Origin of the sequence: Tanticharoenia sakaeratensis NBRC 103193 (assembly GCF_000963885.1) — a bacterium.
In the GTDB taxonomy this organism is placed as follows: Bacteria; Pseudomonadota; Alphaproteobacteria; order Acetobacterales; family Acetobacteraceae; genus Tanticharoenia; species Tanticharoenia sakaeratensis.
This window is the reverse complement of sequence record NZ_BALE01000009.1, coordinates 80783-99684: the sequence shown is the minus strand read 5'-3', so window position 1 is coordinate 99684 and position 18902 is coordinate 80783. Positions and strand designations below refer to the sequence as shown.

The following is an 18902-nucleotide window of genomic DNA, read 5'->3' as shown; positions in this document are numbered from 1 at the left end:
GTGAAGAATGAGCGTTCGGATACCCGAGGGGGCGACCCGAACGCCGCGATTCAGGCGAGCGTCTCGATCTTGCGCTCCAGCGTCTTGTGCAAATTCTCGAACGCCTCGTCGAAACCGGCGAGCCCATCCTTCAGCAGCTTGTCGGTCACGCTCTTGAGGTCGATGCCGCACTCGGCGAGCTGCTTGAGAACGCGATGCGCCTCAGGATAGTCGCGCACCATTTCGCGCCGCACCTCACCATGGTCGCGGAACGCGTCATAGGTCGGCAGCGGCATGGTGTTGACCGTATCAGGCGCCACCAGTTCCTCGACGTAGACCACGTCGCGATAGGTCTTGTCCTTGGTGCTGGTGCTGGCCCACAGAATTCGCTGCGTGTCTGCGCCGGCAGCTGCGAGCTTCTTCCAGCGCGCGCTGGCCATCACCTTTTCCCAGTGCTCATAGGCCAGCTTGGCATTGGCGATCGCAACCTTGCCGCGCAGTGCCTTCAGCATCGCGGCGTCGCCCTCGCCCTTCGCGATCTTCCTGTCGATGATCTCGTCGACCAGCAGATCGACGCGGCCGATATAGAAAGATGCGACGCTTGCGATCCGACTGATGGAATGTCCGGCGTCCAGTCGTCGCTCCAGACCCCGCACATAGGCCTCAAGCACGGCGTGATAGGCGTCTTGTGCGAACAGGAGCGTCACGTTGACGTTGATGCCTTCCGCCGTCACCTGCTCGATCGCGCGCGCGCCCGCAGCCGTGCCGGGGATCTTGATCATCAGGTTCGGCACGTTGACCGCCTTCCACAGGCGGCGCGCCTCGGCAATCGTGCCTTCCGCGTCATGGGCCAGCAGAGGCGAGACTTCCAGGCTCACATGTCCGTCGGCACCATCGGTTGCGTCGAACACCGGACGCAGGATGTCGGCCGCGGCGCGGATGTCCGTGACGGCGAGTTCTTCATAGAGTTCGCCGGCCGTGACGCGATGCTTCGCCAGGATCTTCCTGATCTGGGCGTCGTAGGCATGGCCGTAGCCCATGGTCTTCTCGAAGATTGCCGGGTTCGAGGTCATCCCATGCAGCCCGTCATGCTCGACCATGCGCTTCAGGCTACCGTCTTCGGTATGCGTGCGGTTGATGAAGTCGAGCCACGGGGACTGGCCATGCTTGAGGAGGGCCGCGAACCGGCCTGCATCGGCCTTGGGGGCGCGTTGGAGCATCGTGTCTTCCTGTGCGTTACGGCGGGCGCACAGACCATCCCAAGACCTCATTGCCTCCGGCGCCTGTCCGCCGGCCTTCTGGCTTCGGGACCAAACGGACCCTATGGTCTTGTTGCAGTGTGCCAAAGTGTGAAACTGCAAATCTCATGGGCATGTGAAGAACTTTACGCACTTGTCATGCACGCGCACGAGATCGTGTCTTGGAGTGCCATAATCCGACATCCCTGCCATCGCCGCGAGGTCCCTTGACCGCCTGCGCGCGTCAGCCGACAAATCGCGCCATGCAACGTATCTTCTCCGGCATCCAGCCGACCGGCGTCCCTCAGCTCGGCAACTATCTCGGTGCGATCCGCAACTGGGTGGCGCTGCAGGCCGATCACGAGTGCATCTTCTGCCTCGTCGACATGCACGCGCTGACCGTATGGCAGGACCCGGCGAGCCTTCGGGCCCAGACACTGGCGCAGACGGCCGTCCTGCTGGCGGCCGGCATCGATCCGAAAGCTCATATTCTCTACAACCAGTCGGCCGTCTCGGCCCATGCGCGGCTGGGGTGGATCTTCAACTGCGTGTCACGGCTCGGCTGGCTGAACCGCATGACCCAGTTCAAGGACAAGGCCGGCAAGGACCGCGAGAACCATTCGGCGGGCCTCTACGTCTATCCGAACCTCATGGCCGCCGACATTCTGGCGTTCCACGCGACGCGCGTTCCGGTCGGCGACGACCAGCGCCAGCATCTCGAACTGGCCAACGACATCGCGCAGAAATTCAATCACGACTATGGCGTCGATTTCTTCCCGGCGATCGAGCCGCTGATCCCGGGCGAGACCGCGCGCATCATGAGCCTGCGCGACGGCACGAAGAAGATGTCCAAATCGGACCCTTCCGCCCAGAGCCGCATCGAACTCACCGACACGGCGGACGAGATCGCGCTCAAGATCCGCCGCGCCAAGACGGATCCCGAGCCCCTGCCCTCTGACGCCGCTGGTCTCGAGGGCCGACCGGAGGCACGCAACCTCGTGTCGATTTTCGCTGCCCTTTCCGGCGAGACCATCGATACGGTCCTGGCCCGTCATGGTGGATCGGGTTTCGGCCCCTTCAAGCAGGCGCTGGCCGATGTCGTCATCGCAGCGGTGGCGCCGGTCGCGGACGAGACGCGCCGTCTGCTGGAGGATCCCGCCCATCTCCAGGGGGTCCTGCGGGACGGTGCCGCGCGCGCCGAAGCCATCTGCGAGCCGATCGTGAAGGACGCGGAACGCATCGTGGGTTTCCTGCGCTGACGCAAGGCTTCTGCTGCCAGGCATGTGCGATGCCTGTCCCAGTCCGGCGGCGTCTGCATTTCCGGTGAACTTCCGGGCGCCGGACATGCTCTAACCTGCTGACACATCCTGCTGCGGGAGAGCCACCAATGCGCCAGAAGTTTCACCGCCTCACGATCGAGACCCGGGGCAAGGGTCTGTACATGTTCACGAGCGGGATCGAAGGTTTCGTTGCCGAAAGCGGAATCTCCGCCGGCCTCCTGACGCTGTGGTGCCTGCACACTTCGGCCTCCCTGACCGTGCAGGAGAACGCGGACCCTACGGTTCGCAAGGACGTCGCAGCGTTCTTCGACGAACTCGTGCCTGAAGATCGCACCTATATCCATGACGACGAGGGCCCGGACGACATGCCGGCGCACTTGCGTTCCATGCTGACCAACACGCAGCTGAGCATTCCGGTTCATGGTGGTCGGCCGACGCTCGGCATGTGGCAGGGCGTCTATCTGTTCGAACACCGCAGGCAGCCCCACAGGCGCACGGTCATTCTTCACCTGATCGGTGAATGAAGCCGCTGCTCAGCCTGACAGCTTGAAGCGCGCGTTCCGTTTCCGTTCAGCAATCGTGTGGCCCGCCTCGGACGCCGGGACGCCGACGCGCCCAAGGCGTCAAACGCACGAGCCGGCGGCAACGGCGCACCACGGCAAGACAACTTTCTGCGTCGGAGTGACAGAGCCGGCCCCGATAGTCCGCCCGAGACATGTATCGGTCCAGGTGTTCGCCGTCACACCTTCGGCCGATTCAGTTGCAGCAGTCGGTCTGTCTATCCGCAGCAGCACATGTCCAGGCCCATCGACCCGAACCTGAGGTGCAGCTCGCCGCGACACGAAGCGTCCGAGCAACCGTGATGCCGCTTTCGTCTGGAAGGCCGCCGAACCCGTCCGGAACAGCGCCTCCGACGTCTCACATTGCTGCCGTCATTCCGCCCAGCCCGGAACACGGAACGATGCCGGGCAGTTGTCCTGAAGATCGGGTGACGGCGCGTAGGATGCAGCCGCTGGGAACCGGTCCAGAGCATCGGGCCGAAGCGTGAACCACAGCTGCTCCAGAACGGGACGTCCCATGCTGTCGCGTCCGCACCGCAACTGCAGGGCGCGCGTCGCGGTGGCGCCGGTGTTGCGGGCGAACAGCGCGAGCAGATCGTCATGCCCAATCACCCTGCCGGCATCCTGCTCGAGCGCCTGTCCGGTCGGACTCGCCGCAAATCGGTCACGCAGCGTCAGGCCCGCGACAAAGAAGTGATCGGCGTCATAGCCGAAGCATCTCCCGTGCTTGTTCCACTCATGCGCGGGCAACGAATGCGCCACGTGCGCCGTCGCTGCATCGAGCCTGCGGGCGGTATCCAATGACAATGGGGGCATGGCATCTGCCGGTGGCAGATAGACGTCACACCCCCGTTTCCACCAATCCTGCACCGGCATGTGGGCCGCGATCAGGTCGTGCGTCTCGGAAGCCCAGAGGCCGTGGAGCCCGATCAGGGGCGCATGTGGCTGGTCGGCCAGACACTGGCCCTGCCCGCAGAACCCGGGCTGCCAGGTCAGCGCCAGCGTGTCGTGATCGAAGTCGGCATGACGGGTCGCGACCAGAGCAGGCGCCGACCCCGGGCCGGACATCGGGGCGCATGCGGACAGAAGTCCCGACAAGGCAAGAATACTCAACAACAGATGGCGCATCGGGGCCCTACATTAAATGACATAATCGCGGGCATTGTGTGATGTTCGTACATCAGGCACCCGTGGATTGGTCTTCACCGTAAACCATGAGGGAGAAGCATGATCGTCGACAAGCGCCGCGGCGCCATCATCCTCGTCCGCGAGACACTTCCGCCTCTGCTGATCCTTGCATTGTGGGATTTTGTCGTGGTGATCCTCTTCCAGGTCTATCATCAGGACTGGATGGAGCAGCCGGTACTGCCGATCTCGGTCATGGGATCGGCCCTGGCGCTCGCCCTGGGCGTGCGCAACAACGCGGCATATGCGCGTTGGTGGGAGGCCCGGACCCTTTGGGGAGCGATCACCAACAACTGCCGCTCGTTCGGTCGCGAGGCAGCCAGCCTCCTCGAGGGACGCGCCGATCTGGCCCGCGCCATGGCCGCCTATCCGCATGCGCTGCGCGCTGCCCTGCGCGGCAACAACATGCCGTCCGATCTCGAGCGTCTCCTGCCGTCCGACATGCTGACCCGCGTCATGGCGCGGACGAACAAGCCCAACGCCGTGCTGTACGAGATCGGGCTCGGCGTGCAGGCCACGGTTGCCGAGCGCGGCATCGACGGTGCGGTGCACGGGACGGTCGACCGTATTCTCTCCGATCTCGCCAATGCGCAGGGCGGCCTCGAGCGGATCCGCAATACGCCGCTGCCGGTCCAGTATTCCCTTGTCCCGCTTCTTCTGGTGCACGTGTTCTGTATCGTACTGCCACTCTCGGCGGTGCAGACATTGGGCTGGATCACGCCGCTCGGCTCGAGCCTGATCGGCTTCGTGTTCCAGGCTCTCGACAAGACGGGACGGGACCTGCAGGAGCCGTTCGCGCGCTCGATGCACGCCCTGCCGATGCTGGCGATGTCGCGCACCATCGAGACCGACCTTCTGCAACCGATCGGCGAGACGCCTGAACCCGCGCCGGGGCCGCAGCATGGTGTGCTCTGGTAGCAGGTCCGGCACGCATGACAAACGGGCCCGCGCGTGCTATATCGGACGATGATGAATACCTTCCGCACGCCCCCAAAGGGGGGCATGACCGATGCGATGGCGCGCACTGCCGCTGCATTGACCGCGACCCAGGCCGGATCTCACTCTGCTGACGCCGACCCGTTCCGCGAAGGCGATTCCATCGTCTACGCGGCTCATGGTGTCGGCCGGGTGGACCGGATCGGCGTGGATGAAATTGCGGGAACACAGCTGGAGATGATCCAGATCTCGTTCCCCGGCAACCAGATGACGTTGCGTATTCCGCTGTCGAAGGCCCGCAAGTCCGGCCTGCGGAAGATCGTGTCGCGCGACATCGTGGACAAGGCGATGGCGATCATCAAGGGCAAGCCGCATGTCAGCAAGGGCATGTGGGCCCGTCGTGCGGTCGTCTATCAGGAGAAGATCAACTCGGGCGATCTGATCCAGATTGCCGAGGTCCTGCGCGACCTGCGCCGCAACGTGGACAGCCTCGATGGCAGCTTCTCGGAGCGCAAGCTGTTCGAGGCCGCACAGGAACGCTTCGTATCCGAGGTCGCGGTGCTGGAGAATTCCGATCCGGCGACTGTGCTGCAGGCGCTGACGGAGACCATGAAGGCTGCCTGACCCCGATCTGCCGGTCGTCACCATACTGACGACCGGCATCGGCTTTCCATTCCGGCAGAACTCACGAGCGCGCCCGACGCGCTTTTTTTATGTGCGTTTCACCAGTCCGACGTAGCGCACCGGCATATGCCGTAACCTTGCACGCCAAGCCGCCATGCAGGGTGGGCCGCATCTGTCCTTCACGTTTTTTGGATCCCTCGACGCGAAAGCGCGTTTGCAGCGGACCGGTGAGTTCCCGTTGCATTCGGCGGCACGCTCACCATCCGGATTCATCAGACGAAGGCCACGTGATGCCCGATAATCGTTCCGACCGCTTTGCCGGCAAATCCGTGCTTGTGACCGGCGCCTCCCAAGGCATCGGCGAAGGGATCGCGCTCGCATTCGCCGAGCAGGGTGCCCGCGTCGCGCTGAACGGCCGCAAGGAAGACAAGCTGCGTGCCGTGCAGGAGAAACTGCCGCGCGTGTCGGGCGGTGACCATCCGATCGCAGCCGGCGACATGTCGAAGGAAGATGACGTCGACCGGATCATGAAGGAGAGCCTGGAGGCGTTCGGCGGCCTCGACGTTCTTGTCTGCAACGCAGGCATCATGATCCCCTCCCCGTCTGAGGACGTGACGCTGGAGGACTTCAACAAGGTTCTCGCAGTCAATCTGACCAGCGTCATGCTGTGTTCGCGCGCCGCGCTGAAATACTGGCGCGCGCATGACAAGACCGGGACGATCATTGTCAACAGCTCTGTTCATCAACAGATCCCGAAGCCGCAGTATCTTGGCTATTCCGCAAGCAAGGGCGCGGTCGGCAATGTCGTGCGCACGCTCGCTCTCGAATATGCCCGCTTTGGCATCCGCGTGAATGCCGTGGCACCCGGCGCGATCGTGACGCCGATGAACGACGCGTGGGTCCACGATCCAAAGCAGCACGAAGCGGTATCCAGGCACATCCCAATGCGCCGCCCGGGCGAAAGCCGCGAGATCGCGGACGTCGTGACATTCCTCGCGTCCGAAGATGCAAGCTACATCACAGGCCAGACGATCTTCGTCGATGGCGGCCTCACGCTGTATGCCGATTTCGAGCAGAACTGGTCTTCGTAAAGCCTGCCCATAGTGGCAGCGCATGGGTTCGTCATGCTAACGAAACCATATGTCGCCCTGCGCCGTTTTCCGAAGGCAGGTCGTCCCGGAGCTGTCTGTCATCATGCCTGATCGTGTGTCTGTCCTGCTGGTCGAAGACGATTTTCTGATACGGGCCTGTCTTGCAGAGTTCCTGCAGGATCAGGACCTCGTCGTTCACGAGGCCGACAGCCAGGCGGAGGCCCTGCTGCATCTTGACAGCACGGCGCCTGTTTCGGTCGTGATCACCGACATATCGCTTCCGGATGGTGACGGACGTGCTGTCGCCCAGCACGCGCGTGCGCGACGGCCCACCATGCCGGTGATCTATATCAGTGGGTATGGAGATACCGTGGCACGCGAACACGACGCGTTCTCGCGGTTCATCTCCAAGCCTTATTCCATGAGGGACGTGCTCGACGCCGTCCGCGCATTGACGCAGGCAGCCCCTGCACGACAATAACGCGTCGTGAACGGGGAGCCTGAAGCGGTTGGGCCAATGACTATCGCGGATATCTCTCCTGACGCCTACAATCCTAAAGGTCTGAGCAAGGAACAGTTACAGGCGCGATTGCAGGACGCACGTAACGCGTTCCAGCATAACGATCTGGTGCGTGTCGCCGAACTCGTGACTGAAATCGCGGCCGAGCGGCCGCTTGCGCAGCATCCCATCGAAATTCTTCTGGACGATGCTATCGCAACGTTCCGTCGCGCGGATATCCTGCCGGTCATTGAACGATGCCAGGCGCTTGCGCCTCAGGACGCCCGTCTGTGGGATACGATGGGCAACGTCCTTACACAGCTGGGCCGCCATAGGGACGCGCTGAACGCGCTCGAAAAGGCGCTCGAAATCCGCCCGGGCAATCACAATACCCGCACGCTGATGACGGTGGCCCTGTTCGAAGCGGGGCGTGATCTCGAGGCGATCGCCATCACGCGTGCGCTTGCGCAGGAAAATCCCGACGGTCACGGAATCTGGTCCAATCTGGCATCCATGCTGGTCGCACGGGGCGAATTCGACGAGGCCCTGATGCAGTATCAGCGCGCCATCCGTCTCAAGCCAGATGATGCGCGCATTCGACTGAACTACTCGATTGGCCTGCTGAAAGCCGGTCGGTTCACACAGGGCTGGGCCGAACATGAGTGGCGGATGCGGCTGCCGGGCCATACCGACCTGCCCGGCGACCGCCTTCTGCCGAACATCACGAGCACGCTCGACCTGCGAGGCAAGCGCGTGCTCGTGACGCAGGAGGAGGGTCTGGGCGATACGCTTATGTATCTGCGATATCTCGCCCCCCTCGCCCGCCGAGGTGCGATCGTACGCGTCTGGGGCGCGGAGACGCTGGATCGCCTGACGTCTCGCGTCAAAGGTGTGGCCGAAACGCAGGTCGGTGGTACACTTCCGCCTTACGATTATCACTGCCCGTTCATCAGCCTGCCACGCGCGTTCGCGGGCACAGACACGCCGTTCGGCGATCCGGTGCCCTACATCACCGCGGATCGGGCGCTTTCAGCGCGATGGGCCAGGCGTCTGGCACCGGATCGCAATCTGCGTGTGGGGATCGTCTGGGCCGGCGCGCCGCGTCCGGAAAACACGGGCGCCTACATGGTCGATCGCAGGCGCTCGATGTCGCTTTCGATGCTTGCGCCGCTTACGCGTGTGCGCGGCGTTACGCTCTACAGCCTGCAGAAAGGCGATGCCGCACGCCAGCTCGCGACCTTCCCGGGGTACGTCGTCGATCTGATGGACGAAGTGCGTCATATGGATGATACCGCAGCCCTGATCGACAACCTCGATGTCGTGGTATCGGTCGATACGTCGGTCGTCCATCTGGCCGGCGGGATGGGTTGTGACGTGATCCTGATGGACCGGGTGAACAATTGCTGGCGCTGGCTGCATGGCCGCGATGATTCGCCGTGGTATCCTCAGATGCGCATCATCCGGCAGACCCGGCATCAGGTATGGGACGATGTGGTCCGCCGGGTGTGTGCGGATTTGCGTGCACGTGTTTCGGCCCGCCAGGCCGCTTGAGGCGAATGAACCACATGATCGATCCGCTTTCCCCCGCGGCCCATGACCGGATCCGGACGTTGCTGAAATCCTGCGGTCGCCGCCTGCTTGGGATTGCAGGGCCGCCCGGCAGCGGGAAGTCGACGATCGCTGCGGCAATCGCGAAGGCGTACCCCGATGATGCGGTCGTGGTTCCCATGGATGGCTTCCATCTGGCCCAGATGGAACTGGAGCGTCTCGGTCGTGCGTCCCGCAAGGGAGCCCCCGACACCTTCGACGCGCGGGGCTACGCAGCCCTGTTGCAGCGGATCCGGACCGAGACAGACGCGACCGTTTACGGACCTTATTTCGCACGCGAGATCGAGGAGCCGATCGCCAGTGCCATTCCCGTCGAGCCCGATCGGCGCTTGATCGTCACTGAGGGCAATTACCTGCTCTTCGACGGAGACTGGGCCCGAATCCGGCCCCTTCTGGACGAGACGTGGTTCGTGGCGACCGATCCTATCCAGCGCGATGCCTGGCTTCTGGCGCGCCATATCGCCTTCGGCCGCACGCCGGACGCCGCCCGCGCGTGGATCGATACGACCGATGCGCCCAATGCGCTGCTGATCGATGCGACGCGGGTGCGGGCGGACTGGACCGTCTGCTGATGCGCCTTCAGTAGTCGAAGCCGTAGGACAGCCCGACGCTCGAACCCGGATCGTTTTCCGGCGTCGTGAAGCCGTTCACCTGACCGCCCGTGCCGACAGTCGTGTTGAGCTTCAGGCGTTTCGTCAGGCCGATCTGAACCTGTGCCTGCGTGCCGGAGCCGGAGGTCGCCTGCTTCGCGCCGACATACACGCCCTTCATCACGTTCTTGCCGGCTTCGACGCTCGTGCCGCCGTTGTTCACGCCGGAACCGCCGCCCACGGCCAGACGGTCGAGGCCAAGCGCACTCTGGACCTTGCCCAACGGATCGAAGGAGGAGCCGCCGGTCAGTGTCGCCAGTGCCGCACCCAGTTCCGCAAGCTGTGTCGTCGACAATGAATGGCTGTCGGTGCCGAACAGCAGCAGGGACAGCACCTGTTCCTGCGGAAGCGACGGATTGGAAGTGAAGCCGATCTTCGGGGCGCTGGCATAGCCGGTCACCAGAAGGCTTGCGAGTGTCCCCTGCGCATTGCGGTCGGCGCGGAAATCCAGCGTGGGATCGAGCTTGTGGTTGACGCCTGTTCCATTGAATCCGACCCGCCCGTGCGTGAAGTTGAGGTTAATGCCGGCGAGGTTGAAAGCGCCGCGGACCAGATCGAATCCGCCACTGACGAGCGGCGCATCGGCGAAACCGCCGACATGCAGGTTGCCGCTCATCTCCGCATCGAGGCCGTGACCACGCACATAGAACTGTCCGGGCGAGACGACATTGACGTTCAGTCCGACAACGACCTTCGAACCGTCGGCCGATGTCTGCGCCTGGCCCGGCCGGATGACGTTGAGCTGCGGGACGGAGGCCGGCATGGAGCTCGGGATATTGATCGTGGCGCTCGGGATGCGGACGGTGCCGTCGACATCGAGACGGCTGGATGCCTGGCCATGGATGCGCAGATCGGTGCCGAGCGTTGCGGTCAGCAGGTCGCTCGTAACCGGCTGCGCATGGTCCGCGGTGATGTGAAGATCCACCGGCAGGTTGGGACGGAACGCGCCTACGCTGCCGCCGATGCCGATCTTGCCGCGTCCGGCATGGGCCGTGAAATTCTGGAAGGTGAACGTATCACCTGACGCCACGATGGCGCCATTGATGGCGGACAGGCGTACACCCTGCGCATAGTCATCGAATTCGGCCCCGGACAGCGTGACCTGACCTTGGGCCTGAGGCTGCTGCGCGGTTCCCGTCACGGTCAGATTGAGCGCGACCTGCCCGGTCAGCGCCATCGCCTGCGCGCCGAGCACAGCATTAGCAACGCTCAGATCGACATGCCCCTGCGACGTCACGGCAATCGGCCCGGATGTGCTCGTCGGCACCGTGCCGTGGGTGGACAGCGCAATCGCACGGCCTGCCGCAATCGACGCGTCAAAGCGCGCTGTCGTGCCCAGAAGGTCTGCCGCTGCCGAGACATTGGCCGCCGGCAGCGAAGCGGCGGGACCGGTGTTCATCCCGAAATTGCGGGCGGTCAGCGACACGTGCCCCATCGGGCGCGCGAGCGTGCCGGTCACCTGCGCGGTCATGGCCAAGGTGCCATGTGCGGAAAGCGACGGGTCGAACGGCTTGGCGAGCGCCGGTGTCACATGATCGATCGTGGCATGGACATCAAGTTTCGGCTTGAACGTGCCCGCAATATCGACGGATGCCGGTGCGGCGCCGGGCGGTGCGACGCTCATGCGCAGCCGATCGACACCCATGGTCTGCCCGAACGAGACAAGTGCCGGGGCAAGCACGCGCAGGTTCTCGCCTTTCGCCAGGGCTTTCAGGCGCTGCACGCGCACCTGCTTCTGCGGCAGGTCGAGCAGGACGGCCGTGTCGAGACTGGCGGGTGCACCGGCCACATTCTGCAAGGCTGCGCGTGCCGTCAGGGCCAGCGCCTTCTGCTTGCCCTGCGCCGTCGCCTGGGCCGAACCGGTGATGCCGCGAGCGCTCAGGCCGGCCAGGGCGAGACGGAGATCAAGATCCGGATCGCCTGCCGGATCGGACACGGTACCGTTGAGCTGAAGCTGTCGGACGCTGGCCTGTGCCGCGGCAAGAGCCGCGTCGAGCTTGAGCGCAACCTTGGCAGGCACGGACGGATTGGGGGCAGCCGTCTGCACCGAAAGTGTGAGATGGCCGCCAAGCGCCTGCCCCGCCAGACGGCTGAAATCGGCCAGCCGCGCGATCTTCACATCCAGATTGCCGAGCGGCACCTTGGTGCCCGGCGCCAGGCGAAGGGCACCTTGCCCTGCGAGACTGTTCCAGTGCAACGCGCGCAGGGTCAGGTGCCGTGTCCGGTCGGGATCCTGCGACAGGGCCGCATCGAGCGAGAGTGGTGCACGATCCAGGACACCGGCGGCCGTCACTGTTCCATCAGGCGCGGACGGCAGATGCGAGAACGCCGCATCGAGCGTCAGCGGGCCACGCGGCACGCTCGCAGTGCCAAAATCGGCGGCCACATGCGTGCGTGCGCTGAGATCGTTCGTGGGACCTTCGGCATGAAGCGTGAGGTCCGTACTGCCGCGCAAGCTGGGCGCAACGCGTGTCAGGTCGGTCAGGCCCAATGTCAGGTCGGTGCGCACGTTCATGACCGACGCCAGATCGACCTGTGCCGTATCCTTCAGGTGAATCGCCTGACCGTCCAGCGTGAAATGCTGTACATCCAGTCGTTTGAAGGCCGTCTTTCCCGTGCCCTGCGGCGTCATCGTCGCCGCCAGCGAGAGCGTGCCGCTCTTCCCGATCAGGCCGACTGCCTGCTTCAGACCGTCCGTAAGACCGATGCCGCCGTCCAGTGCCGCCGTGATCGGGCCGTTTGGATCAGTTGGCAGCGCGAATACCAGATGCAGCTTCGTGTGACCTGACAGGTCGGTGTGACCCAGCGCCGCGAAGGGCTTGAGGTCGGGCAACGTCAGATCGAATGCACCGTGCGCTGCAGGCTTCGTATCGGCCTGACCGGCCAGTTGCAGCAGCGGATGGGTAACGGACAGCGTAACGGGGCGGGTCGGCGCATTGGGAAAAGCGACGACGTCGGCCACGAGCGGAGACGCGGCCAGCAGCGTGGGCTGCGGCCCGGGCAGACGGAGCCCTTCGGCGGTCAGGTGCAGATGAGTGCGGGTCTGGCTCGCATCCGCAGTCTCCTGCCCGTCGAAAGCGAGCGTCACACCGGACGCCTTGGCGCCGGATGCCGCCAGATCGGAGATGGTCAGCGTTCCCTGCCCGGCCGGTGCCTTGAGATCGCCGTGGATATGGGCGTTCAGCGCGATCGAGTTCCACGAGACGCCGGCGGTGGGCGTCATCGCAGGCGCGCTCGCATCCAGCGCCAGGTCGCCACGCGTATGCAGCAGATCGAGCGTGCCGTTGGCACCGACATGGACAGCACCCGCGCCTATGGCAAGCTTCAGGGCCGCGCCATCACGGGGACCGTTCAGATCGAGCGCGATCGACGCCGGGTCGAACTGCGCCATATGAGCGACAGATGTAACGTAGCCCGCGACGCCATCCGTCACGGCCAGATGCACGCCGACCGCGCGTTCGGGCGTGCGGGCTGTCAGTTGCAGGCCGCCGGGCGCGTCCAGTCGCCGCAGATCAAGACCCAGATCGCTGACCGGCAGCGTCTCGAGCGACACGCCGTTCGCAAATGGCGCGATGGAGGCGATATGCGCGTGTCCGTCCAGCGAGAAGACACCCGCGACGCCTGCAACATCGTGTGCGATCTCGATGCGGCCGACATGCACCCGGCCGAGATCGACCGCAAAGTTCGGCAGGCTGCTCTTGCCGTTCGAGGGCTTGGCGGGTTGTGCGGGCGCAGTGGATGGCAGAGGCTTGCGCGCGATCGCGATCCGTTCGGCTGACAGAAGGCCGATGCGCGCATCCTCATGCATGAGAGAGAGCGGAGACCAGTCGAGCGTCAGCCCGTCCAGCGTCAGCCATGGGCCACGGGCGTCACTGATCGTGACGCGTCCGACATGCAACGCGTCGGGGAAGCGGCCGCCGAACCCGTCGATCGTCACCATGCCGCCGGTCAGGTCATGCGCCTTGCGGGCGATCAGTCGCTGGCCCGGCCCGATGTTCGCGCCGATCAGCACGACAGCGAGGACCAGCACCACGAGCGTCAGCGGCACGCCGAGAATGATGCCCGCAGTCCATGCGGCAATCCGTCGCACGCGGGAACGGTGCGGCCTGATCTGGTCTTCGGTCATCAGAAATTCTCTCCGAGGCCGATATACAGTTCCCACTTGTCGCCGCGGGCGGGTCGGTTCATCGGGACCGCGATATCCACGCGGATCGGGCCGATCGGTGTATAATAGCGCACGCCGCCGCCGACGCCGACGCGCAAGGTGCCTTCGAACGGGCTGCTCCCGCTGCCCACCTGCCCGGCATCGGCAAAGGCTGCCGCGCCGAAGCTCTTGCCGATGCGCTGGCGGAACTCGACTGATCCGGCATCGAGCGACGTGCCGCCGATCGCATATTTGGTGTTGCCGAACTGCGGGCCCACGCCCTGATAACGGAAGCCGCGCACGGTTGCCGGACCACCGGCATAGAGACGCTGATCGGGCGGGATCTGGTAGGTCGATGCGCCCTGCACCGATCCCACGATCCCTCGTACGGCGATCACGGTGCGGCCGGGCCGGGTCAGGCCAAGCCGGTGAAGATCGAAATAGGTCGAGCCGATCGCATTCAGCAGGACGAAGAACGCCTCGTGATGCTCGAGCGATTCGGAGGGCGTCGCGTTCAGTGACAGCCGGATACCGTGCGTCGCCGGCTCGATCGGATTGGCGAGGTCCGTGCTGTCATATGTGGCACCCAGCGGAACCGACGCGATCAGATAGTTATAGGTCTCGTTGAACTGCTGGATCTGCTCCTGCTCGGCCGAGAGCGAGCCGGAAATACTCCAGTGTCTGGTCAGTTTGCGGATCACGCCCGCCCGTGCGAGCAGGGCCGTCTGCCGATAGCTGTAGAGAAGCTGTCGAATGCCCTCGAGACGGATGCTCAGGTTCTGATCGCGCCGCAGCCAGTCCGGCTTCATCAGGTCGGCATAGACGTCGTATCCAAGGCCCTGCTGGGCCGTGCCCCCGACGCCCGTGACGAGTGCCGTCAGGCGCAGCTGCTCCGCATTGCCAAAGAGATTATGGTGCGTCCAGGTGACGCCCGCCCGGCCGCCCAGATCGGTCGAATAGCCGACCTCGGCAGATACCGTATGGCGTTTCGCCTCCTGAAAATCGAACGCGACCGGCATTGCCTGCGACACCCCCGGCGTCCCGCCCGACACGTCGGGCACCAGCGGCGGATTGTCCCGCGCGCCGACCGAGCCGAAGACGCCGATGGCCGCGAGATCCTGCCGTGCGGCCTCGATCGCCGATGGCTGGTAAAGCTCGCCGGTGTGGATCGTCAGGCGCCGACGCAGGAACGCGGGGTTCACATGTTTCAGCCCGTCGAAGGTGATGGGGCCGATGTCGACGATCGGACCCATATGGACGTCGAACACGAGGTCGAGCGTGTGTGTCTGGGGCTTGAGATAGGCACGCGGCGTGGCGACGCTGGCCTGCGCGTGGCCTTCTTCCTGCAGCACCGTCAACAGATGCCCCTGCGCTGCCAGCACGTCAGCCGCGTTCGCGGGTTGTCCGGACGACAGACCGAACGCCCTGTTCTCCGTGGATGACAGGGTAACAGGCTCGGTTTGCACCGCGACGGGCGGAGCCGCAGACGCCTTGGCCGCGTGGCCGGGCTTCGCATCCTTCGATTTCGGCGCGGTGTCGTCCGCCTCCTCGGTGTCTGCGGCGGGCGCCGGCGCCTGCAGCGTGATGTGGCCGATATGGAACAGCGGGCCGCGTGACGCGGAGATCGTGATCTCGGCCGAGCTCTTTGCCGGCAATCCGCTCAGCCAGTTCGGAAGCTCGGGATCATTGCCGGCCAGTGTCCGCTGAGGACCGCCCCGGGTGCCGACGCTGATGGTGACCGTACCGTCGTAATAGCCGTAGCTCTGCATGGCCTGCGACACGCGGTCGTAGTCGCCGCGGATACGCCCAGCGAGCGCGAATGGTCCGATCGCCTTCGTCTTTGCAAGCGATACGAGCATCGAGGATGCCTGGATTGCCGCGTCCACATCCGCCTGGCCCGTGGGCTTGACCGTGACGTGATAGGGCTCCGGATCTGCCGCGAGCGCAGGCCCCGACAACGGGTCCGTGACGGCACCGATGCCGATGACGGTTGTCGCCAGCAGACGACGTGTGATGCGGCCGTGGACGAATATGTGGCCAAGAGACGGCGTCGCGCCGGACTTCGAATGCACTCTGCCTCCCCTGTCGTTCCGTCTCGCACACGAATGCGGCAGGTCGACGGTTGCCGAGCCCCGGCCGGTAACGCACCGGACCGCGATCCGGATGCGCAACAAAGACGCGTATTACTCCTGTGGCAGGCGTTTGGGCCGTATGTCCGGCATGGAGTCAAGCGGGAGATGAGGCCGTGGGATTGATTGCTTCGCGCCGATGCTTCGCGGTATGTCCGGGCCATGTCGCATCGCTTTAGATCCGCAACACCTCCGGCTCGATGAGCATGGCCGACGCCAGCCCACAGAATCGAACGTCAACGCACGCGGCGCAGCCAGCCTCGGCAGACGTGCCGACACATGCTGACGCACGGCCGCTGCAGGCGCGTGACGACGCCGCAAAGGCCACTGTCCGGGGGCGGTCCGTGGAGCATGGAAAGAGCGCGTCCGCGACACGCGTCCGGCGTGTTCTGCCGACCGCCGATATTGACGACGCCCCTCATGCGGGCGCGGCGTCCGTATGGCGCAAGATCCGGGCCACGCGCCGGCTGCTCGGCGTTCTGGTCTGGTCCATCATCGGATGTACGACACAGACGATTCTCGTGCGGCTGCGCGGTCCTTCGAAGATCTGGTTTGCGCGGTTCTTCTGGCGCACGACCTGCCGCCTGATCGGTCTCGAGATCCGCATCGAGGGCGCGCTGGCCGGGACGATCCGCGATCGGGCCGCCGTGGCGCGCGGCGAGCGCCCCGTCATCTTCGTCGCCAACCATTCGTCTTGGCTTGATATCCCCGCGATCGGCAGTGTGCTGCCGACTGTCTTCGTGGCCAAGGACGAGGTCGGCCGCTGGCCGATCATGGGAACGATATCGCGGCTCGGCCGGACGATCTTCGTCAGCCGTCAGCGCAACAATACCGGGCGCGAGCTGTCGGAGATGACCAATCGTCTGGCCGACGGCGATAATCTGATCCTGTTTCCTGAAGGCACGTCCTCGGATGGTGGTCGCGTGCTGCCGTTCCTGTCGTCGTTCTTCGCCATCGCGAAGCCGGGACGGCTCGATGCACGTGCGCTTCAGACGACCGACGCCATACCGGCCGTGCCGCCCGTCGTGATCCAGCCGGTCAGCGTGGTGTATGATCGTCTTGAAGGCCTGCCCGTCAGCCGCAGCCGTCGTTCGGTCTTTTCCTGGTATGGGGACATGGATCTGGCGCCGCATGTCTGGAAATTCTGTCAGTGGCGCAACACGCGTGCGACCGTGATCCTGCATCCACCGCTCTATCCGGACGCGTTCCGCACGCGCAAGGCACTGGCGAATGAAGCCTGGCGCGTGATTTCGGATGGTGCCGCCGATCTGCGCCATCGTTGAAGCCGGCGGATACTCGCGCGACTGACGGTCACGTAAAGCGTCACTTGACTCCTCACGCCTGAGTTCTCCCAAATACCGTCGTGGACCAGTTGGTCCCATGGCCGTCGGGAGGATTCGCTCTGGTCCCTCTGTTCTTCGCGCAGCACGCCCCTCACCCGCGATCTGGCGTCATGGCCGGTGCGGTCGGCGCTTTCTGCGGAAAACAGGCTTGATCGACGGGCCGATCCGAACGATCTCTGCGCCGATTGCGGCCCTTTGTGCCGCGCGCGCCATTGGGATCAGACAACCGTGACCTCCTCCGTGCCTGTTTCGCGACCGGATTCGACCTCGGATCGTTCCCTCAAGGGCCTTCACGTCATCACGTGGGGCTGCCAGATGAATGTGTACGACAGCGCCCGGATGACGGATGTGCTGCGCCCCTTGGGCTTCGTGCCGGTCGATCGACCGGAAGATGCCGACATGGTCATCCTCAACACCTGTCATATCCGCGATCGGGCGGCCGAGAAGGTCTTCTCGGAACTCGGCCGACTGCGGAAGGTGCGTGAGGCGCGGGCCAAGGACGGCCGCGGCACGGTTCTGGCCGTGGCGGGCTGCGTGGCACAGGCCGAAGGCGCTGAAATTCTCGCGCGTGCGCCCTATGTCGACATCGTGCTCGGGCCACAGACCTACCACCGGCTCCCGGAGATGGTGGCCCGCGCTGCGCGTGCGGGACAGGCCGTCATCGATACGGATTTCCCGGCCGAGCAGAAGTTCGACTTCCTGCCGGAGACGCAGGCCGCACAGACGCCGGGCAACCTGACCGCCTTCCTCACCATCCAGGAAGGCTGCGACAAATTCTGTTCGTTCTGCGTCGTGCCCTACACGCGCGGCGCCGAGACGAGCCGGCCGGTTGCGTCCGTCATGGCCGAGGCGCGCCGCATGGTGCGCTCCGGCGTGCGGGAGATCACGCTGCTCGGGCAGAACGTGAACGCCTATCATGGCCTCGACGACGCCGGAGAAGCCGCGACGCTCGCATCCCTGATGCATGACCTGAGCGCCATCCCGGGGCTCGAGCGGATCCGCTACACCACGTCTCATCCGCGCGACGTCGATGATGCGCTGATTGCGGCCCACGGCGATCTGCCTGCCGTGATGCCGTTTCTGCATCTGCCGGTACAGTCGGGCTCGGATCGGATCCTCAAGGCGATGAACCGGGGACACACGGCCGACGAATACCGGTCGGTGGTCGCGCGTCTGCGCGAAAAGCGGCCGGATCTGGCGCTGAGCTCGGACTTCATCGTCGGGCACCCGGGCGAGACGGAGGAAGACTTCGAGGCAACGATGCAGCTCATTCGCGACATCGGTTTCGCTCAGGCGTTCTCGTTCAAGTATTCGTCCCGTCCCGGAACGCCTGCGGCCGGCGCGCCGATGCAGGTGCCCGAGGAAATCAAGGATCGCCGCCTTCAGGCGCTTCAGGCCCTGCTGCGCGAGCAGCAGGATGCATTCAACGCCGACCTGGTCGGCCGGACGGTTCCGGTGCTCTTCACGGGCACCGGCCGCAAACCCGGACAGATCGTCGGACGTTCCCCCTATCTCCAGCCGGTGCATGTCGACGGATCGGTGGAGTTGATCGGCCATACGGTCGATGTTCGAATCACCCAGCGGAACAGCAATTCGCTGGGCGGCGTCCTCGTACAGGAGAGAGCCTGCGCTTGAG

The 18902-nt window shown here is 64.7% G+C and carries 14 protein-coding genes; 10 read left to right on the top strand and 4 right to left on the bottom strand.

The features are described from left to right. Window positions 1-50: 50 nt before the first annotated feature. Window positions 51-1199 carry a transaldolase gene (gene tal / locus B8446_RS03100; RefSeq protein ID WP_048847104.1) on the bottom strand — a complete coding sequence of 383 codons (1149 nt, stop codon included), beginning with the start codon at window positions 1197-1199 and terminating at the stop codon, window positions 51-53. A gap of 281 nt (window positions 1200-1480) precedes the next feature. On the opposite strand from tal, the gene trpS reads away from it, so the two are divergent. Both trpS and B8446_RS03090 read left to right on the top strand, forming a co-directional pair. After that, window positions 1481-2476, top strand: a complete 996-nt coding sequence (gene trpS / locus B8446_RS03095; protein WP_048847102.1) for a tryptophan--tRNA ligase — start codon at window positions 1481-1483, stop codon at window positions 2474-2476. A 128-nt stretch (window positions 2477-2604) separates the two neighbouring features. Next, on the top strand, window positions 2605-3021 hold the full coding sequence (locus B8446_RS03090; protein ID WP_048847100.1) for a secondary thiamine-phosphate synthase enzyme YjbQ: 417 nt from the start codon (window positions 2605-2607) through the stop codon (window positions 3019-3021). A 408-nt stretch (window positions 3022-3429) separates the two neighbouring features. Here B8446_RS03090 and B8446_RS03085 read toward each other — a convergent pair whose 3' ends face one another. Continuing rightward, window positions 3430-4125 carry a ribonuclease T2 family protein gene (locus B8446_RS03085; protein ID WP_241767607.1) on the bottom strand — a complete coding sequence of 232 codons (696 nt, stop codon included), beginning with the start codon at window positions 4123-4125 and terminating at the stop codon, window positions 3430-3432. A 159-nt stretch (window positions 4126-4284) separates the two neighbouring features. Between B8446_RS03085 and B8446_RS03080 the strand changes: the two genes are divergently transcribed. The 6 genes from B8446_RS03080 to B8446_RS03055 all read left to right on the top strand — a co-directional run bounded on the left by B8446_RS03080 (window position 4285) and on the right by B8446_RS03055 (window position 9572). After that, complete coding sequence (locus tag B8446_RS03080) at window positions 4285-5160, top strand: bestrophin family protein (RefSeq protein ID WP_048847097.1); 876 nt, start codon at window positions 4285-4287, stop codon at window positions 5158-5160. A 51-nt stretch (window positions 5161-5211) separates the two neighbouring features. Continuing rightward, window positions 5212-5802, top strand: a complete 591-nt coding sequence (locus tag B8446_RS03075; RefSeq protein ID WP_048847380.1) for a CarD family transcriptional regulator — start codon at window positions 5212-5214, stop codon at window positions 5800-5802. Window positions 5803-6092: 290 nt separating this feature from the next. Continuing rightward, window positions 6093-6893, top strand: a complete 801-nt coding sequence (locus B8446_RS03070; RefSeq protein WP_048847095.1) for an SDR family NAD(P)-dependent oxidoreductase — start codon at window positions 6093-6095, stop codon at window positions 6891-6893. A gap of 103 nt (window positions 6894-6996) precedes the next feature. Beyond that, the gene (locus tag B8446_RS03065; protein ID WP_048847379.1) at window positions 6997-7374 is read left to right on the top strand and encodes a response regulator; all 378 of its coding nucleotides are present in this window, start codon (window positions 6997-6999) and stop codon (window positions 7372-7374) included. A gap of 36 nt (window positions 7375-7410) precedes the next feature. After that, window positions 7411-8943, top strand: coding sequence for a tetratricopeptide repeat protein (locus tag B8446_RS03060; protein ID WP_084712025.1), 1533 nt, complete (start codon window positions 7411-7413; stop codon window positions 8941-8943). Window positions 8944-8957: 14 nt separating this feature from the next. Continuing rightward, window positions 8958-9572 carry a nucleoside/nucleotide kinase family protein gene (locus B8446_RS03055; RefSeq protein ID WP_048847093.1) on the top strand — a complete coding sequence of 205 codons (615 nt, stop codon included), beginning with the start codon at window positions 8958-8960 and terminating at the stop codon, window positions 9570-9572. Between the two features lie 7 nt (window positions 9573-9579). Here the strand turns inward: B8446_RS03055 and B8446_RS03050 are convergent, their stop codons facing one another. After that, window positions 9580-13776 (bottom strand): translocation/assembly module TamB domain-containing protein, encoded by a 4197-nt coding sequence (locus B8446_RS03050; protein WP_048847091.1) that lies wholly within the window; start codon window positions 13774-13776, stop codon window positions 9580-9582. After that, window positions 13776-15779 (bottom strand): autotransporter assembly complex protein TamA, encoded by a 2004-nt coding sequence (locus B8446_RS03045; RefSeq protein WP_053053679.1) that lies wholly within the window; start codon window positions 15777-15779, stop codon window positions 13776-13778. Before B8446_RS03045 ends, B8446_RS03050 begins: the two co-directional genes overlap by 1 nt. Before the next feature lie 413 nt (window positions 15780-16192). Between B8446_RS03045 and B8446_RS03040 the strand changes: the two genes are divergently transcribed. Together B8446_RS03040 and miaB are read left to right on the top strand one after the other, a co-directional pair. Continuing rightward, complete coding sequence (locus B8446_RS03040; protein WP_241767606.1) at window positions 16193-17206, top strand: lysophospholipid acyltransferase family protein; 1014 nt, start codon at window positions 16193-16195, stop codon at window positions 17204-17206. 288 nt (window positions 17207-17494) lie between these two features. Next, window positions 17495-18901, top strand: coding sequence for a tRNA (N6-isopentenyl adenosine(37)-C2)-methylthiotransferase MiaB (gene miaB, locus B8446_RS03035; RefSeq protein WP_048847370.1), 1407 nt, complete (start codon window positions 17495-17497; stop codon window positions 18899-18901). Window position 18902: the final 1 nt, after the last annotated feature.